Below are 17246 nucleotides of genomic sequence, written 5' to 3'. Positions count from 1 at the left end.
GATGTGTATAAGAGACAGCACTAAGGTGGGCGCATGCCCACTTTACCGCGAGAGCAGCCGGGGCCGTCCCCGGCGCAGCCGCATGAGGTCCGGCGGATGGCCGAGTCGTTCGGCGTGGACGCGCAGCGCTACGACCAGGCGCGGCCCGGCTATCCCGACGCGTTGGTGACACGGATCGTCGCCGCGAGCCCCGGACCCGACGTGCTCGACGTCGGCTGCGGCACCGGCATCGCCGCCCGCCAGTTCCAGGCCGCCGGCTGCACGGTGCTCGGCATCGAGCCCGATGCGCGGATGGCGGATGTCGCGCGAGGCCGTGGCCTGCGGGTCGAGGTCGCGGCCTTCGAAGCCTGGCAGCCGGCCGACCGGGCCTTCGACGCGGTGGTCGCCGCCCAGTCCTGGCACTGGGTGCAACCGGTCGCCGGGGTCGTGAAGGCGGCCCGTGTGCTGCGTCCGGGAGGACGGCTCGCGATCTTCGGACACGTTTACGAGCCGCCGGCCGAGGTGGCCGAACCGTTCGCCGCCGCCTACCGAAAGGTGGCGCCCGACTCCCCGTTCACCGGCCAACCGGCCCGACGCCCGATCGACTTCTACCAGTCGGGCTACGCGAAGTTCGCCGACGCGATCCGCGAGACCGGACAGTTCGACGCACCCGAACAGTGGCGCTACGACTGGGAGCATCCATACACACGCGACCAGTGGCTGGACCTGCTGCCCACGACCGGAGGCCTCACCCGACTCCGCCCCGATCAACTGGCCCGGATCCTGGACGCGGTCGGAGCCGCGATCGACGCGCTGGGCGGAAGCTTCACGATGAACTACACGACTTTGGCCACGACCGCGGCACGAGCGGACACGAACTGACCCCGCCCGCAGGGGCACCACCGGCCTGCCGTGCACGAGCTTGCCGTACGACCGCCGCTGTCCGGCGTGTTCACCAGGGTGCCTTGGCTGTCACCGCGCTGGCGTCGTCGCGACGGGTTCCGGCCTGGCGCAGTAGCGCGGAGGCGATCACGGTGGGCGGGTGGTGCAGCAGGCCTGCGAGATCCGTGTGGTTCCAGCGGTCGCTGAGGCCGTCGGAGTGCATCACCAGGACGGCGTCGGCGGGCAAGTGGTGCTCGTACGTGCGCAGTTGGTGCATCTGGTGGCCCGCGATGCCCGGGTGGGAGAGCAGTGTGGTGCGGGAGGTGCGGGTGACCAGTGCGGCGGTGATGTTTCCGACGCCGCAGAACAGCAGGCGGCCGTCGGGCTCCAGGCGGGCGATGGCCACTGCCGCGCCGCGGGTGCCGCGCAGCGCCCGGTGCACCTGCTCCATCGCCTGTTCCGGGGTGCGGGCTGTCCCCGTCCTGAAAGCGCGGGCGGCGGCCTGCGCCGCTGCGGCGGCCATCGGACCGTGGCCCAGTCCGTCACAGGACATGACCAGCAGGCCGGGGCCTGGACCGGCGACAGAGGCCCGCACGGGCGCGGGGCGGCCCGTTGTCCGCGTACGCAATGAAGAAGTGTTCTGCTCCGTGGCCGTGTGTGTCCGTGCCGCAGGCAGCCGGACTCCGGTCAGAGTCGCCCAGTCGGGGGCGGCGGGGGCCGGTGCATACGGGTCGGTGACCTTCTCGGCCGGAGCCGGAGCCGGCGTCGCCGCTCCTCCGGTGTCCGTGCGCGCGGCCCAGGCGTCGCCGCAGACCTCCTCGCCGCTGATGGGCCGGGTGATGCCTCCCACGGAGGGCTCCCCGGCCACGCGGGGGTGCACGGGCCGGGGCCAGAACCGAGCGAGCTGCACCGTGCCCAGACCGGGTCGGGAGTGTATGTGCAGGGCATCGGCCAGCCGATGGATCGCGCCGAGGCCGATACCGAGGGTGCCGAGCGTCGACATGCCGTCCCGCAGCGCTGCCGGTACGTCCGCCATCCCCGGGCCCGCGTCCACCGCCACCACCTCCACCCCGGCCGTGGTGTCGCTGCGCAGGACACGCAGCAGCAGAGAGCCGTCGACGGCGTGCCTGGTGAGATTGGTGGCCAGTTCCGTCACGGCCAGCACCAGCTCGGCGGTGCGCTGCTCGCCCAGTCCGATACGCCGGCCCAGAGCGGCGGCGGCCCCACGGGCGCCCTGGGACCCGTCACGGAACCAGGCCACGTCCTCGCAGTCCACCAGTTGTATGAGTCCCGGACCGGTCATCGCGCCCACTTGGTGATGGTCACGCTGGTTCCGCGCCCCGGGGCGGTGTCCAGGACGAAGTCGTCGACCAGCCGCCTGGAGCCGGACAGCCCCAGGCCCATGCCGCCGCCCGATGTCCAGCCGTCGGTGAGGGCGAGCTCCACATCGGCGATGCCCGGACCGGTGTCGCTGAAGACGATGCGTACGCCGTGCCGGCCGCGTTCGTCCACCAGATCGGCCGCCATGGTGCCTCCGCCGCCGTGTATCAGCGTGTTACGGGCCAGCTCGCTGGCGGCGGTGATCAGCTTCGTCTGGTCCACCAGCGAGAAGCGGCACTCCTGGGCCAGCGCGCGCGCCAGCTGACGCGCCTGTACGACCCCCGCAGTGGCGGTGATCTCCAACAGCTGAGGAGCGCCGGGATCCAGCTGAGGGGCGCCGGGGGTGCCGTTCACCGTCCTGCCGCGGTGTCCGGCACCGTACCCGCGGTGTCCGGCACCGCACCCACGGGGCCGGAAGCTCCCAGGGACGAGACGTGGGCCCGCTCCAGCACCTTCAGGCCCTTTTCCAGGGTCAGCGCGGTGCGTACGCCGCCCAGCGAAAGACCCAGCTCGACCAGGGTGATGGCCACCGCGGGGCGCATGCCCACCACGACGGTCTGCGCGTCCAGCAGACGCGAGAGCGAGGCGACCGTGGCCAGCATCCGGCCCACGAAGGAGTCCACGATGTCCAGGGCGGTGATGTCGATGACCACCCCGTGCGCACCGGACTCGACGATCTTCGCCGCCAGATCGTCCTGCAGCGCCAGCACCGACTGGTCGTCCAGGTCGATCTGGATGGAGACCAGCAGTACCTGCCCGATCCGCAGGACGGGGACGCGCTCACTCACTGGGCGTCGGCCTGTGACGTTGCCGAGAGGGTGACGCCCGAGCGGCGCAGCGCGTGGCGCAGTGCGTCGGCCAGCGTGGCCTTGGTGACGATGTCACCGAAGTTGATCCCGAGGGCGACGACGGTCTGCGCGATCTGCGGGCGGATCCCGGAGATCGTGCACTCCGCGCCCATCAGCCGGGCCGCCACCACGGTCTTCAGCAGGTGCTGGGCCACTTCGGTGTCCACGGCCGGGACTCCGGTGATGTCGATGATCGCGTGCTCGGAACCCGTGTCGATCAGCGCCTGGAGCATTTTCTCCATCACGACCATCGTGCGCGCCGAGTCCAGGGTCCCGACCAGCGGGACACCGATCACCCCGTCCCACAGCTTCACCACCGGCGTCGACAGCTCCAGCAGCTGCTCGGCCTGCGCCGCCACCAGCTCCTCACGCGTGGCCGCGTACACCTCGATGGTGAACAGCCCCAGCGTGTCCAGCAGCGAGGCGAACCGCAGATACGCCTGCAGGTCGCTGTCCTGACCGGACAGGGCCGGCTCCAGGACCTCCTTGAGGGCGAACACGCTGACCGCGGTCTCGGTCGGGGTGAAACCCTGCCGGGCCCGGTTGCGCGACAGCTCGGTGAGCAGGGCGCGGACTTCGCCGTACGCGTCGCCGTGCCCGTCGAGACTGCCGCTGCCGAGCGCGGCCACCAGTGCCGTGTAGATCTCCTGGAGCTCCTGGTGGACCTCCGCGCGACTCACCCGTCCGCTCAGCCGGCCGGTGACCTTGTCCGCCCAGTCGCCGCCGAGGTCCTCACCCCGAACGGACAACAGCTCGACCAAACGATCCGAAACGCCGCCACCGGCCACGAGCACATCCTTCGTCAGCAGACCAGACGGCCCTTTCGGAACCATAAGCCATCCCGGTGAGCCCCGATGGCGCCGCTCTCCCGCCCTACCCGGCTGTGGGTTCGCGGAGCGGTGATGGCACCGGGACAGTCAGTTGTTGTTGACGTCGCGTTCGAAGTCCTCGGAGCACTGTTCGCGTTCGGACTTGTTGTCCGCGTGCTGGACGCAGTCGTTGTAGTCCTTGAACGAGTCCGAGGTCAGGAAGGAGACGCCGATCGCGACGATGACGGAGGACGCGATGACCGCGAGAGCGCTCAGGATCGCGCCCACGATGGCCATGCCCCGGTGCGGGGCCCGTCCGCCACGGGCGCGCCGGGCGGCGATGATGCCGAGTACCAGGCCCACCAGGCCCAGGAGGATGCCTCCGAAGACCGTCCAGAAGAACACGCAGGCCGCGATGCCGAGCACCAGTGCCGCGATCGCGAGGCCGTTGCTGGTTCTCGCCCCGGGATTCTCAGGATGTCCGGGATAGGGGTAAGCAGGTTGACCGTAGTGAGCCATCCGCGGGCCTCGCCTTCCGTTCACCGTCAGCAGCACTTGTCGTACGTGTGCTCAGCCGTGTTCCCCGTGGCGTGCATCACATGCCGTCGCGCGAGCCGTGCGGCCGTGCCAGGCGGCGCTCGCCACGGGGAGACGGTCGCCCCGGCAAGCGTGGGGGAGCGGACGGTGTGCACGCGGACGGAAGTCACACGGGCGACTGCACGAAGCGCGACGGCCCCATGCCCCGTCGTACGCTGCCTGGGTGCAGACTGTCGAGCTCCTGCCCGACGTGACGACCGAGCGGACCGTACGCGATGTGTGGCGGCGCCTGTCGGACGCCGGTCTGCCCAGCCAGGCCGCTCACCGGCACCCGACGAACCGCCCCCACCTGACCCTCGCCACGGCCGACACACTCGTGCCCGAGGTACGCGTCCGGCTCCACGACGTGCTCGCCGCCCTGCCCGTCCCCCTGCACCTCGACGGAACGGTACGGTTCGCCGGCCGGACGCCTGTCCTGGCCTGGGCGGTCCGGCCCGACGAAGCCCTGATGCGCCTGCACGAGGCGGTATGGCGCATCCTGTGCGACGCCCCGGCCGGCGGACGGCTGAATCCGCTCCATGCCCCCGAGCGCTGGAAGCCGCACATCACCCTCGCCCGTGGCCGCGACGCCGCCCGCCCCGGCACTCCGCTGTTCTCCGGGGCGCCCGGCGGACCGGACGACGTCCTGACGGGCGACTGGGTGAAGGCTCGTACGTACGACTCTGCTGATCGCTCCACCACCCCGCTGGGACAGTGGTCCTAGGCCCTGAACGCGAACGGCGGCCAACCGCTGTGTGCGGAGGCCGCCGTCCGTCGACATCGAAGTCAGCAGTTGTACGCGTACCAGACCGGCGAGAAGTCGTAACTGCTGTATCCGTGGACCGTTCCGTTCGCCTCACGGCCCGCGATGGTGCCGATGACGGTGAACAACCGGTTCTTGAACGCCGCGACCGTGCCTACCGTCTGGAGTGTGTTGCGGTGCGCGCATCGTCACCCGCCGAGCGTGTCGGCCTCAAACAATTCAACGAGCACTGAAATGCGGCGGAGCGGACGAACGCCGCCGCGGTCTTGCGCCACGGGGCGTGCTCACGGCCGCCCTGCGGGACTGACGGCGTCAGGGGCCGCGGGACAAGTTCAGAGAGCGAAGATGCGGGCGATGAAGAAGCCCGCGACGATCGCGGCGCCGAGGACGATCAGCCAGACCCAGACGCCGGGGTGTTCCCACATGCCTCCATCCGCACGCTCCTCGTGTGCCTCGGCGATCGAGCCCTCGGCCGGGGGTGTTTCCTGTGGTGGCACGCGTGGATCCGTCATGACTTCAGGCTCACGCAGGTCGCACGGGCGCGCATCCGCAGAGCGCTCGCCCTCAGGGGTTCGTCTCGCCGCGTACCAGGGGCAGGCACACGGGCTGGACGCCCTGGGGGAGGTCGTCGGGGTGGCACCAGCGGGCTTCCAGGATCTCGAAGGGGTCGATGCGCAGTTCACCGCCGACGAGACGAGCCTCGTAGGCCACTTCCATACGGGTGCGGAAGCCGCTGTTCAGCATGACCAGACGGCCCACTTCCACATCGAGCCCGGTCTCCTCCCTGACCTCGCGGATCACGGTGTGCCGGAAGTCCTCACCCTTGTGCGCGAAACCACTCGGCAGCCCCCACGGGCGGCTCGGCGGCCACATCCGGTGCCGCAGCAGCAGGACCCGCCCCTCGCCGTCGCGCACGACACCGATCACGCCCACCACGAACTTGGCGTTGAGGGTCCACACGATGCGGTTCTGGACGGGGCGCAGGAGCCGCCAGAGGCGGGCAAAGAGTCGTCGCACGGAGCCTCGGCCGGTCGAAATCAAACGGGACGTCACCTACGGGAACGGTACAGCCCTTGACAAGTGGCGCGCCCAGGGGGCCGGTGGCGGCTGACCGGGACCGGCAGCGTCGGCGGGGAGTTGTTGGCGTTTTTCGGCCTGGTCGGTGCGGTCAGCAAAGGCACATGCTGGCACGTACATGCCATAGGGGGTCGTCGTGATTGTCATGCGTTCTGCCATGCACTCTGTGAGGCGTCTGCCGGTTGTTGTCCGTGCCGTTGTCGCGATGGTGCTGGTCTTCGGCTGGTCCCTCGTCGCCGGATCCGCCGCTACGGCCGTCGAGCGGGCGGAGGGGCAGGCGGCCGTCGTGATACGTGGAGGCGACACGCTCTACAGCACGGTCAGCCGCTGCACGGTGGGCTTCAACGCCCGTTCCGGCTCCACGATGTACGCCTTCGTGTCAGGCCGGTGTGCCCAGGGAGCCACCACCTGGTACGCCGATGCCGCCCTGACGGTCAGTGTCGGTGTCACCGCGGGGGTGAGCTTCCCGGGCAACGACTATGCGAGTGTCCGGTACACGAACACCGCGGTCTCCTATCCGGGTGAGGTGTCGCTGGGTGCCGGGGCCGGGACCCGTGACATCACGGGCGCGGCGAATCCCGTGATCGGGCAGTCCGTCTGCCATGTCGGGCGGGTCGGCGGATACCGCTGCGGCAGCGTCCAAGCGGTCAATGTCACCGTCAACTACGGCGGGGGAGTGGTGTCCGGGCTCTTCAGGTCCACCATCTGCTCCGAGGCGGGAGACACCGGCGGTCCGGCCTTCTCGGGCGGTACGGCCGTCGGCGTCATCGTCGGCGGCAGCGGTAACTGCAGCGTCGGAGGGGTCACTTACTACCAGCCCGTGGTCGAGTGGCTGTCAGCGTACGGCCTGAGTATCTACTGAGATCGCTCCGTCGAGGTCGCTCCGCGCAGGCGGCTGCTGTGCGGGTCGCCAGGCACGTCCGGCGGGCCTCGACATTTGGCTGGAATATGCCATAGGCATGCAAGCCGATGAGATAGTCGCCATGAGAGGGCGTCGCCGGACCCCGGGCGGTCGCACAGGAGCGCCGCACGGCCGGAGAGCTCACGACGCTCTCGCAGGCGGCCCCGTTTCACCTCCCCGCCGGGCGGGGCCGCCTCAGTCCGACTGTCTAGAGCCCCAGTACCTCGCCGTACTTGACGGCCCCGTTGGGCAGCGCGAAGCCGAACGGGGTCAGCGACTTGCCCAGGGGGTAGGTCTCCTCCGTGCTGCTCGGCGCGAACCAGACACCGCCGGACCTGGGCTCACCGGCGTTCTCCCCGGGTGCGCTCACCGCGGTGTCCCACAGTCCGTCGCGGTTGTAGTCACCCACGGCAAGCTGCGCGCCGAAGCGGTCGCCGGCCTCGGCCGTGCCGGGCATGTTCGGGGTGCTCTGGCTGCGGGCCAGCCCTCCGTAGAGGCCGTGCTCCGTGCCGTTCATCGTGACGTATCCGCCCGCGTCCTGCACGGTGCCCACGTCCTCACCGGGCACACCGACCACCAGTTCCGGACGGCTGTCGCCGTTCAGGTCGCCGGCGGACAGCGCGGCGCCGAAGTCGTCGCCCGCCTCGGCGGCCCCGCCCACCTCCGGGTTCGACTGCGTGATGCACTCGTACCCGGTGCCGAAGTGCGCGCTCTTCGAGCCCTTGAGCAGGAGCACCGCGCCGCCGAGCCGGTTCTCGCAATGGGTGCTCTCCGACTCGGGGTTGGGCTGTACGAGGCCGATCGCGAGGTCGTCCGTGCCGTCCCGGTCGAAGTCGGCGGCGGCGAGCGCACCGCCCCGGTCGGCGTCGGCGTACCACTGGGCGGGCACGGCCCGGTCGTCCCAGCGCGTGATGAAGGTGCTGGAGTCCTCCAGCCCCTGCCAGGTGGCGGCGAGGTCGTCGCGGCCGTCGCCGTCGAAGTCGCCGGTGGCCAGGGCGCGGGTGGCGCCCCCCATGCTGTAGCGGCGCAGGGTGGTGGTGGTCACCGGGTCGGCGGTGAGAGGGCCCGGGCGGAACCGGAGCACACCGTGTTCCTCGCCGTTCTCGCCGAACGCGAGGTCGGTGTCTCCGTCGCCGTCGTAGTCGCCCGTGGCGATGGTGCGGCCGATGCTGCTGTACTCGGAGGTGCCTCTGGCCACGGTGGTGCCCTTGATCTGCCACTGCGAGCCGTCCAGGACGGTGATGGTGCCCTCGTCCTTGAGCTGGTCGGAGGTGAGCGACTCGCCGCTCGCCCCGACGACGAGTTCGAAGACTCCGTCGCCGTTCACGTCGACGGGAGCCACGGAGGAGCCGAACCGGTCACCCGCCTCGGGAGTGCCGGGTATGCCGGCCTCGGCCTGGCTGATGACGCCGGTGGACTGGGACGGGCTCTGCGCGCCGCCGTAGATCACGCTGACATAACCGGCCTTGGCCTTGCCGTTCACCGTGGCGTCGGGCATGCCGACCGCGATGTCCGCGTAGCCGTCGCCGTTGAAGTCGAAACGCGCAGTCGTCGCGGTCGCGGCGTTCGCGGTGAGCGGCAGGGCCAGACCGGTCGCGGTGAGTGCCGCTACGGCGGCGGTGGCGGCCAGGGTACGTACACGCACAGGGCAACTCCCGTAGTCACAGGGGAAAACAAGGGGGAAGGACTTCCGGAGCTGTGACTCGTGAGGTGTACGAAGGGTTGTGCGAGGGTGTCCGTCCGGTGAACGTGCCCTGCTGTGAGCCGAGTTCGACGCGAGGGTCCGCGCCCAGGCCTCACGCGGCAGCCGGCCGCAGGACGACGGGGAGGGCGGTGAGGCCGTTGATCGCCGTGGAGATGACGGGCACCAGTTCCGACTCGGGCACGGCCAGTCGCATGGCGGGGAACCGGGTGAAGAGCTGGGAGAGCCCGATCGCGCTTTCCAGACGGGCCAGGGGTGCGCCGAGGCAGTAGTGCGGGCCCGCGCCGAAGGCGAGCTGGCGGTCGTAGAGGTGGGAGTCGCGGATGTCGAAGCGCGCCGGAACCGTCCCGCGCTGTTCGCGGTTGGCGGCGGCCAGACCGACGACGATCGGCTCGCCGCGGCGCACGGTCACTCCGTGCAGGACGGTGTCCCGGACCGCGTACCGCATGAACAGGTTGCGGAGCGGGGAGTTCCAGTGCAGGCCCGCCTCCACGGCGGCCGGCCAGTCCAGTTCGCCGTCGAGGAGCGCGGCGAGTTGTTCGGGGTGGGTGAGCAGGGCGTGCACGGTGCTGGTCAGTGAGTTGACCGTGGTCTCGTGACCGGCCAGCAGGATGATCTCCAGGGTGTCGATCAGTTCCTTCTCCGTCAGCCTGTCGTCCTCGTCGTCCAGCGCCTCGATCAGCGCGCTGGTGAGATCGCCGAGCGGGGCCGCGCGCCGGTCGGCGACCAGCCGTGCCAGCACCTCGCGCTGCCCGATCGCGGCCTCCTGCCGTTCGGCGCCACTGACCTCGACGCTCAGCATCGTCCCGAAGTGGCCGCGTAATCGGCGCTGCTGATCGGGATCGGTGAGACCGAACAGCTCACAGATGATCAACAACGGGAGCGGATACGCGAAGCCCTCCTTGAGGTCGGTCGCCGCTCCCGGCTCCCCGGACTCCAGACCGTCCAGCAACTCCTGGGTGATCTCGCGGACCCGGGGCGCGAACGCGTCGATACGCCGGGGGGTGAAGGCGTGACTCACCAGCCGGCGGAGCCTGCGGTGCTCCGCCCCGTCGGCATTGAGCATCGACTCCCCGACGATCAGGTTGAGCAGTGGCCATCCGGCGGGTATCTCCCCGCGTGTGTACGCACCCCAGTGCCGCGGATCGCTGGAGAGGTCGGGGTGCGCGTCCAGGACCGTCTGGGCGGCGCCGGCCGACATGGCCGCCCAGGCGCGGACGTCGTCCGGCAGCGCCACCGGCACCACGGGGCCGTGCCGCAGCCACTCGGCTGCTTCCTCATGGGTGCCGCGGTTCGGATCGAGCGAGGACACGGGCTGGTCGAGCGACAGCTTCGAACGGTCGATGCGCATGGACAGCTCCAACTGCACGGGGGATACGTTGCCTTGCGTGCGCCTACCGTGTGTGCGGCCGTACCGCGAGGAGAGCTGTACCGAGTCCGGGCCGACCGCCCGACAGGGCCGCAACCGTCGCCGGACGCGAATCCCGGAGCCGACCCCACCGCCGTCATCGTAACGACCCGGCCCCCGCGCACATGTACGAAGCGGACGAAGCCCCGCCCGAAGAGCTCAAGTCGGCTCATTCTCCCGGTTGGTTGACCGGTTCGACCGGCATCGGGCCGCGAGGCTCACCTCTCACCGGCACTCCGGCCCGCCTCCGTGAGTGCCTGGTCCAGGATCTCCAGGCCGAGCGTCAGTTCCTCCTCGGTGGCGGTCAGGGGTGGGGCGATGCGCAGGGTGCCGCCCATGCCCGGCAGTTGCACGATGTTCATGTGCAGGCCCAGTTCGAGGCAGCGGCCCGTGACACGCGCGCCCAGGGCGTCCCCCGAGGTGTCGGCGCCGTCCGTGGCGAACTCGACGCCGAGGAGAAGGCCCCGGCCGCGTACGTCGCCGATCACCGGGTGACGGGCGGCGAGTTCGTCGAGTCCCTTGCGCAGGAACTCCCCGCGGCCACGGGCCTGTTCATCTAGGCGCTCGGATTCGAGCACGTCGAGGACCGTGTTGCCGACCGCGGCGACGAGGGGGTCGGAGACATGGGTGGTGAAGAACAGGAAGCCGCGTTCATGGGCCCGCTCCTCGATCTCGGCGCTGGTGACCACCGCGGCGAGCGGGAGCCCCGCGCCGAGGGTCTTGGACAGGGTGAGGATGTCGGGGACGACCCCGTCGCGTTCGAAGGCGTACCACGTGCCCGTACGGCACAGACCGGTCTGCGCCTCGTCGAGGATGAGGAGCATGCCGCGCTCCCGGCACTTGCGGAGCAGCGCGGCGAAGTAGCCGGCGGGCGGCTCGATCACCCCTCCCGAGCTGAGGATCGGCTCGACCAGGCACGCGGCCAGGCTGCCGGTGGACTGGGCGTCGACGAGGTCGAAGGCGAGGTCGAGCTGGCGCTGCCAGTCGAGGGTCCCGTCGGGGTGCGTGATGTCCGGGCGACAGGAGTGCGGTACGGGGATGGCGAAGTTGCCCGGCGCGCCCGGTCCGTACCCCTTGCGTCCCGCGCTGTACGTCGCCGACGCGGCGGCCTGGGTCATGCCGTGCCAGGACCGGGCGAACGACACGATCTCGTGGCGGCCGGTGACGAGTTTCGCCATCCGGACCGCGGCCTCGTTCGACTCCGCGCCGGTGGTGAGCAGCAGCACCTTGTCGAGCGGGTCGGGCAGCGTGCCGGCCAGTCGCCGCGCGAGGTCCACGACGGGGCGGCTGAGCATGCCGCTGAAGAGGTGGTCGAGTCCGGCTATCTGCCGCTGGACGCACTCCACGATGCGTGGATGACTGTGCCCCAGGATCGCGCTCATCTGCCCGGAGGTGAAGTCGAGGATCCGGTGGCCACCGGCGGCGTACACGAAGCTGCCGCTCGCGCGCTCGATGATCTCGGGGGTGAAGGCGACGCCGTAGCGCAGCAGATGGCGCCGTGCGTCGTGCCAGAACCGTGCGTCGCGGTCCGTACCGGTCGTCTCGCCTGCCCTGTCGTCTGCCATGACGTCGACGGTAGGGACGCGGCGAGGTTCGCGTCCATCACATGATGTCGGCTTTCCTGTGCGGGAAAACCGTACAAGAATCGGCGGGTGATGAACCCGTGGAGGCTGAGGCTGCTCAGCCAGCTGGACACGCTCGGCACGGTGCGCGCGGTGGCGCAGGCCGGGCATCTCAGCCCGTCGAGCGTCTCCCAGCAGCTCGCCGTCCTGGAGGCCGAGACCGGCACCAGACTGCTGGAACGCACGGGGCGGCGGGTACGGCTGACATCCGCCGGACTGATCCTCGCCCAGCGGGCCCGCGCCATCCTCGACCACATGGACGCCGTCGAGAGCGAGTTGCGCGGCTTCGGTGAGGAGCCGTCGGGGCTCGTCCGGCTGGGCGCGTTCCAGAGCGCCATCCACACACTGGCCGTACCGGCGGTGACCCGGCTCGCCGCCGCCCACCCCCACCTGGACGTCGAGATCCTCGAACTGGAGCCGCACGCGAGCATGCCCGCCCTGCGCATGGCGGACGCGGACATCATCATCACCACGACCGACTTCGACGAACTTCCGCTGGGCCCGGACCTCGACCTGGTGCCGCTGGCCGAGGACCCGGTGCTGCTGGTCCTGCCGCCCGGCCATCCCGCCGGACGCGGCCCCGCCGACCTGGCCGCCTTCGCGCACGAGGCCTGGGCCTTCGACATGCCCCAGTCCTACATGGCCAACCTCGCCCGCCGGCTGTGCCGTCAGGCCCGCTTCGAACCGCGGGTCGTGTGCCGTTTCAGCAACTACATGCTGGCGCTGCAGCACGTCGAGGCCGGACTGTCGATCACGCTCCTCCCGGCCCTCGCCGTCGCCCACAGCCGCTACGACGTGACCACGCGCGAACTCGCCACCCCCGTCACCCGCACGATCACCGCCGCCGTCCGCCGAGGCACCCCCACCCGCGCCGCCGTCCGAGTCGTCCTGGACGCCCTGCGCCACGACCCGACACCGCCACCCCTCACCGCACCCGGCGAGCGGGGCGCCGCCTGACCCACTTGTGTGACGCGGATCACGGTGAAGTGAAAACCTGACGCGAGGGCCCGGCGTCTAGCAGGTGTGAGATCAGTCAGGGCAGCGCTGCACGAGGTCGACGAGGAGCGTCTCGTCCGGCTGGTGGCCAGGGGCGACCGTGTCGCGTTCGAGGAGTTGTACCGGCGTACGTCGCCGTGGCTGGCGGTGCGCCTGCGGCGCCGCTGCGGGGACGAGCAGATCGTCGCGGAGGTCATGCAGGAGACGTACCTGGCGGTGTGGCGCGCGGCGGGAGCGTTCGCCGGGGCCGCGGTCGGCGGGACCGCCACCGGCTGGCTGTGGACGATCGCGGCACGCCGCCTGGTCGACGCGTTCCGGCGCCGGGCGCACCACGCGGAGCCGCCGCCGGCCGCCGCCGTGCCGGACGCGGTGCCCGCCGCCGAGGAGGAGGCGCTCGCGGGGACCGTCGGCGGCGAGGTCGGGGACGCGCTGCGCCGCCTCGCACCGGAGTTGAGACAGGTACTGCAGGCCATGGTGCTCGACGGGCTGTCCGTCCGGGAGACCGCGGTCCTGCTCGGGCTGCCCGAGGGCACGGTCAAGACCCGTGCCCGCCGGGCCCGGACCGCGATGCGGAGGGCACTGGTATGAGTGGGGAACACGCGTCGGGGCGGATCATCGAGGGGTACGCGCGCGGCGGCGCTGACCTCGCCGCCGACGAGGTGTGGGCCGTGGAGGCCCACCTGGAGGCGTGCCGGGTGTGCCGCGACCGGCTGTCCGCCGTGGTCGCCGCCGAGGTGCCCGCGGTGGTGTCACTGGTCGGCACCGTGTGGTCCGGTCTGGAGCCCCGCCTCGCGGTCACCGCCACCATGCGCCGCGGACGGTTCCGGCAGGCCTGGCTGTCGCGGCTCTCGCGCTGGATGACGCCCGCGATGGTGCCATGGCTGGCCATGGTCGTGGGCGTGACACTGCTGGCCCTGCTGCTCGACGTGCTCGGCACGGGCACGGGCGAGGTGTCGGTGGTGCTGCTGTTCGCGCCGGTCCTGCCCGTACTCGGAGTCGCGGCGTCCTGGGCCCGCGGCCTCGACCCGGCGTACGAGCTGACGGCCTCGGCGCCCAGGGCCGGGCTCCAACTGGTGTTGCGGCGCACCGCGTCCGTGCTCGGCGTGGTCGTCCCCGTACTGCTGGTGTGCGGGTGGGCGAACGGGGTGATGGTGGCCCAGTGGCTGCTGCCCTGTCTGGCCTTCACCGCGTCGACCCTGGCGCTCGGCGGAGCCGTCGGGGTGTCCCGCGCCGCCGTCGCGCTGGCCGCCGTATGGGCCGCCCTGGTCATGGCACCCACCCTGGCCACCAGCCGAACGGCCGTCGTCCTGCGGCCGGACGGTCTGCCCGTGTGGGCGCTGCTCGCGGCACTGGGCACCGCAGTCGTGATCGCCCGCAGAGGCGCGTACTCCGTGCTGGAAACCCATCGATGAGCAACGCAAGAGCCAACCGGAAGGAACACCACATGACGTCCGCGGTCAAAGCGGCCGACCTCGCGCCGACGGCCTACGCCTGGGAGATCCAGGCCACCGGTCTGAAGGTCAGGGTCGGCAGGAAACGGATGGCCGTCGACGGCCTCGACCTGCGGCTCGGCACCGGTGTGCACGGCCTGCTCGGCCCCAACGGGGCGGGCAAGACCACCCTCATCCGGACGCTCGCCACCGTGCTGCGCCCCACCGAGGGCACCCTGGAGATGTTCGGCGAGTCCGTCGGCGGGCGGGGCGAGCACCGTGCGCTGCGCCGCCGGATCGGTTACCTGCCCCAGGAGTTCGGCTACTACAAGCGCTTCACGGTGCGCGAGTTCGTCGAGTACATGGCGTGGCTGAAGGAGGTGCCGAAGACGGACATCCCCGCCGCGGTGCAGCGCGCCGTGGAGCGGGTGGGCCTCGCGGACCGCGCCGACGACAGGATGAAGGCCCTGTCGGGCGGCATGGTGCGGCGCGTCGGCATCGCCCAGGCCATCGTCAACGACCCGACGGTCCTGCTCCTCGACGAGCCGACGGTCGGCCTCGACCCGGCACAGCGGCTGCGCTTCCGCGAACTGCTGCAGGAACTGGGCACCGACACCTGTGTGCTCGTCTCGACCCACCTGGTGGAGGACGTCGCCGCCGCCTGCACCGACGTGCTGCTCTTCGCCGAGGGCCGGCTGGTCTTCCAGGGCACCCCGGACGAACTGGCCGCGGCGGGCGGCCCCGAGCACGTCGGCGACAGCCCTCTGGAGCGCGGCTACTCGGCGCTGCTGCAGAACCCCGGCCAGGAGAGGGGCAGTTGGTGAACACCCGTGTCCTGCGCATCGAGCTGAGACGCTCCGTCGCCCCGTGGGCCGGCGCGGTGGTCCTCGTTCCGGCGCTGGCGTTCCTGTACCTGGTGGACGCCGCGTGGTGGCGAGGCACCACGGCGTGGACGGCCCAGTGGACGCCCATGGCCATGTGGACCCGCTCCCTGCTCTTCTACCTGTGGCCGCTGGCCGTGGGGCTCGGAGCGCTGCAGGGGCTGCGCGACCACCGCTCGACGATGTACGAGCTGCTGACCAGCACGCCGAGGCCGGCCCGGCACCGCGCCGCCGCACTGGCGGGCACCACCGCGTTCACACTGGCCTCGGCCTTCGCGCTCCTGGTCCTGGTGGGCGGGGTCCAGGTGTGGGGCAACACCGCTTACACGCACGTCGGTTGGCTGCCGATCTCACTCGTCGGAGCGCTCTTCCTCGTCGCGGGCTCCGTGCTGGGCATGGGGGCCGGACGGGCCCTGCCGTCCGCACTCACCCCGCCCGCGGTGGCCATGGCCGCCTTCGTGTTCACGGTCCTGATGCACTCGTCCCTGGGCCGGACGCGGACGGTCACGGAGGGCGGGTTCCCGGGCACCGAGCCGAACCGGGTCTCGCTGCTGTCACCGACCGTGGAGGAGGTGCGCGACGCCCTCGTCACGCTCTCCGCGTCCGTGCACCTCGGGCAGACGGTCTGGCTGCTCGGCATGGCCGTGACCGGCTTCGCACTGCTGATCGCCGCGACCCCGCGAGCCCGGCTGACCGCCCTGACACCGCTCGTGGCGGGAGCGGCGGTGGCTCTGCTCGTGCTGCCCTCCGACCCGGGCCGGATGTACGTCGTCGACAAGGCAGCCGCGGAACTGGTCTGCGACGGCCCGGTCTGCGTGACGACAACACAGCGGGCACGGCTCGACGAGGTCGCGGGCCCCGGCAAGAAGGCACTGCGCCTGCTGCACACCGCCCTCGGCGACCGGGCGCCGGTCTCGGTCCGGGAGAACGCCGCCGTACTGCCGCAGGGCACCACGCCACGGTGGTCCCGCGAGAGCGTGCTGTTCGACTTCGACGACGACATGATCACCGGCTTGAAGGGTGAGGAGCTGACCCGGGCCCTGATCGCGCAGGCCTTGGTGCCGATGTGTGTCCCCGTCGGCTGGAGCGGCACGGCGGCTGACCCCGCCCCGCAGAGCGTCGCGGTCGCCTGGGTCACCGGTGACCTCGAACCCCTCGCCGGCAACGGCTTCTCGGCGGCCGAGCAGATTGCCGCGGCCCGCCCGGTGTGGAAGAAACTCAAGGCACTGCCACCGGACGAACAGCTCTCCCGGATCACCGCGATGCGTACCACCGCGCTGTCCTGCGAGGGCGAACCTCTCGCCGCGCTGAAGGGCGGTGCTTCCAGGTGATCCAGGTGATCCGTATGACCCCGGTGACCCCGTTGCGGTGGCTGACGCTGTACGCCCGCTCGCGCCAGGTCCCCGCGTCGCTCGCCGCGGTGCTCGTGGGCGCGGTCACGGTGGCGGTGCTCGCCCGGGACGGGGACGGCGGCGGGGCCGGTGGGCCCGCCGATCCGCGGCTGCCCGCGCTCGTCCTCGCCGCCGGGGCGATGGCGTTCTCGGTCGGGCTCAGCGGACAGGACCACGCGCTGGACCGGACGGCCGCGATCCGCTGGGCGCCCCGCAGGGCGGCGCACGTGCTGTGCGCGGGAGCGGTCGTCGCCGCGGTGCTGCTGACCGTGCAGACCATGGGCGAGGACCTGGCCACCACCGCGTTCGTCGTCCGCACCAGCGCGGGTCTGATGGGACTGGTCGCCCTGGGCGCGGTACTCGCGGGCGGCCAGTACGCCTGGACACTGCCGTTCGCCTGGCTCTCGTACGCCTTCTTCGCGCCGCCCTCGACGAGTACGCCGACGCAGGTGGCGACGTGGATGTTGCTGCCACCCGGTACGGCGGCGGCAACCTGGACGGCCTTGGTACTCATGGTCGTGGGCACCGCTGCCTACGCTGTCGCGGGTCCGAGACGGTAGCCGGACCTGGGCGTCCAGCGGTTCCGCGGGTTGTGCGACTA

At 71.3% G+C, this 17246-nt stretch carries 19 protein-coding genes; 9 read left to right on the top strand and 10 right to left on the bottom strand.

Annotated elements, in window-relative coordinates; translation table 11 throughout:
• Positions 1-33 precede the first annotated feature (33 nt).
• A complete protein-coding gene (locus tag ACFWGJ_RS00855) occupies positions 34-861 on the top strand; it encodes a class I SAM-dependent methyltransferase (RefSeq protein ID WP_387320059.1) in 828 nt (275 codons plus the stop codon).
• A gap of 70 nt (positions 862-931) precedes the next feature.
• Here the strand turns inward: ACFWGJ_RS00855 and ACFWGJ_RS00850 are convergent, their stop codons facing one another.
• From ACFWGJ_RS00850 to ACFWGJ_RS00830, 5 genes are all read right to left on the bottom strand, one after another.
• On the bottom strand, positions 932-2164 hold the full coding sequence (locus ACFWGJ_RS00850; protein ID WP_387320068.1) for an ATP-binding SpoIIE family protein phosphatase: 1233 nt from the start codon (positions 2162-2164) through the stop codon (positions 932-934).
• Positions 2161-2568, bottom strand: coding sequence for an anti-sigma regulatory factor (locus tag ACFWGJ_RS00845; protein ID WP_387320067.1), 408 nt, complete (start codon positions 2566-2568; stop codon positions 2161-2163). Before ACFWGJ_RS00845 ends, ACFWGJ_RS00850 begins: the two co-directional genes overlap by 4 nt.
• Positions 2569-2591: 23 nt before the next feature.
• Positions 2592-3029, bottom strand: a complete 438-nt coding sequence (locus tag ACFWGJ_RS00840) for an STAS domain-containing protein (RefSeq protein WP_387320058.1) — start codon at positions 3027-3029, stop codon at positions 2592-2594.
• Positions 3026-3838 carry an STAS domain-containing protein gene (locus tag ACFWGJ_RS00835; RefSeq protein ID WP_387320057.1) on the bottom strand — a complete coding sequence of 271 codons (813 nt, stop codon included), beginning with the start codon at positions 3836-3838 and terminating at the stop codon, positions 3026-3028. Before ACFWGJ_RS00835 ends, ACFWGJ_RS00840 begins: the two co-directional genes overlap by 4 nt.
• Positions 3839-4006: 168 nt before the next feature.
• On the bottom strand, positions 4007-4417 hold the full coding sequence (locus tag ACFWGJ_RS00830) for a DUF4190 domain-containing protein (RefSeq protein ID WP_387320056.1): 411 nt from the start codon (positions 4415-4417) through the stop codon (positions 4007-4009).
• Between the two features lie 241 nt (positions 4418-4658).
• On the opposite strand from ACFWGJ_RS00830, the gene ACFWGJ_RS00825 reads away from it, so the two are divergent.
• Positions 4659-5198, top strand: coding sequence for a 2'-5' RNA ligase family protein (locus ACFWGJ_RS00825; protein ID WP_387320055.1), 540 nt, complete (start codon positions 4659-4661; stop codon positions 5196-5198).
• A 371-nt stretch (positions 5199-5569) separates the two neighbouring features.
• Here ACFWGJ_RS00825 and ACFWGJ_RS00820 read toward each other — a convergent pair whose 3' ends face one another.
• Entirely contained in the window at positions 5570-5749 is a 180-nt protein-coding gene (locus ACFWGJ_RS00820; RefSeq protein WP_387320054.1) for a DUF6480 family protein, read from the bottom strand.
• A 52-nt stretch (positions 5750-5801) separates the two neighbouring features.
• The gene (locus tag ACFWGJ_RS00815) at positions 5802-6254 is read right to left on the bottom strand and encodes an NUDIX domain-containing protein (RefSeq protein ID WP_387320053.1); all 453 of its coding nucleotides are present in this window, start codon (positions 6252-6254) and stop codon (positions 5802-5804) included.
• A gap of 217 nt (positions 6255-6471) precedes the next feature.
• Between ACFWGJ_RS00815 and ACFWGJ_RS00810 the strand changes: the two genes are divergently transcribed.
• Positions 6472-7176: a S1 family peptidase gene (locus ACFWGJ_RS00810; protein WP_387320052.1), complete on the top strand. Its 705-nt coding sequence runs from the start codon at positions 6472-6474 to the stop codon at positions 7174-7176.
• A gap of 247 nt (positions 7177-7423) precedes the next feature.
• On the opposite strand, the gene ACFWGJ_RS00805 is transcribed toward ACFWGJ_RS00810, so the two are convergent.
• From ACFWGJ_RS00805 to ACFWGJ_RS00795, 3 genes are all read right to left on the bottom strand, one after another.
• On the bottom strand, positions 7424-8860 hold the full coding sequence (locus ACFWGJ_RS00805) for an FG-GAP and VCBS repeat-containing protein (RefSeq protein ID WP_387320051.1): 1437 nt from the start codon (positions 8858-8860) through the stop codon (positions 7424-7426).
• A 151-nt stretch (positions 8861-9011) separates the two neighbouring features.
• Positions 9012-10268 (bottom strand): cytochrome P450, encoded by a 1257-nt coding sequence (locus ACFWGJ_RS00800; protein ID WP_387320050.1) that lies wholly within the window; start codon positions 10266-10268, stop codon positions 9012-9014.
• 275 nt (positions 10269-10543) lie between these two features.
• Positions 10544-11890 carry an aspartate aminotransferase family protein gene (locus tag ACFWGJ_RS00795; RefSeq protein ID WP_387320049.1) on the bottom strand — a complete coding sequence of 449 codons (1347 nt, stop codon included), beginning with the start codon at positions 11888-11890 and terminating at the stop codon, positions 10544-10546.
• A 90-nt stretch (positions 11891-11980) separates the two neighbouring features.
• Between ACFWGJ_RS00795 and ACFWGJ_RS00790 the strand changes: the two genes are divergently transcribed.
• The 6 genes from ACFWGJ_RS00790 to ACFWGJ_RS00765 all read left to right on the top strand — a co-directional run bounded on the left by ACFWGJ_RS00790 (position 11981) and on the right by ACFWGJ_RS00765 (position 17205).
• Positions 11981-12904, top strand: coding sequence for a LysR family transcriptional regulator (locus ACFWGJ_RS00790; RefSeq protein WP_387320048.1), 924 nt, complete (start codon positions 11981-11983; stop codon positions 12902-12904).
• Positions 12905-12970: 66 nt separating this feature from the next.
• Complete coding sequence (locus ACFWGJ_RS00785; protein ID WP_387320047.1) at positions 12971-13531, top strand: RNA polymerase sigma factor; 561 nt, start codon at positions 12971-12973, stop codon at positions 13529-13531.
• Positions 13528-14355: a zf-HC2 domain-containing protein gene (locus ACFWGJ_RS00780; RefSeq protein WP_387320046.1), complete on the top strand. Its 828-nt coding sequence runs from the start codon at positions 13528-13530 to the stop codon at positions 14353-14355. Before ACFWGJ_RS00785 ends, ACFWGJ_RS00780 begins: the two co-directional genes overlap by 4 nt.
• 32 nt (positions 14356-14387) lie before the next feature.
• The gene (locus ACFWGJ_RS00775) at positions 14388-15197 is read left to right on the top strand and encodes an ABC transporter ATP-binding protein (RefSeq protein WP_387320045.1); all 810 of its coding nucleotides are present in this window, start codon (positions 14388-14390) and stop codon (positions 15195-15197) included.
• Positions 15194-16585 carry a hypothetical protein gene (locus ACFWGJ_RS00770; protein WP_387320044.1) on the top strand — a complete coding sequence of 464 codons (1392 nt, stop codon included), beginning with the start codon at positions 15194-15196 and terminating at the stop codon, positions 16583-16585. The genes ACFWGJ_RS00775 and ACFWGJ_RS00770 overlap by 4 nt, the downstream gene beginning before the upstream one ends.
• A gap of 32 nt (positions 16586-16617) precedes the next feature.
• Positions 16618-17205 carry a hypothetical protein gene (locus tag ACFWGJ_RS00765; protein WP_387320066.1) on the top strand — a complete coding sequence of 196 codons (588 nt, stop codon included), beginning with the start codon at positions 16618-16620 and terminating at the stop codon, positions 17203-17205.
• Positions 17206-17246 lie beyond the last annotated feature (41 nt).

It is taken from the genome of Streptomyces sp. NPDC060205, assembly GCF_042728395.1.
In the GTDB taxonomy this organism is placed as follows: Bacteria; Actinomycetota; Actinomycetes; order Streptomycetales; family Streptomycetaceae; genus Streptomyces.
The sequence above is the reverse complement of the archived record's forward strand: the minus strand, read 5'-3'. Positions and strand labels throughout refer to the sequence as shown.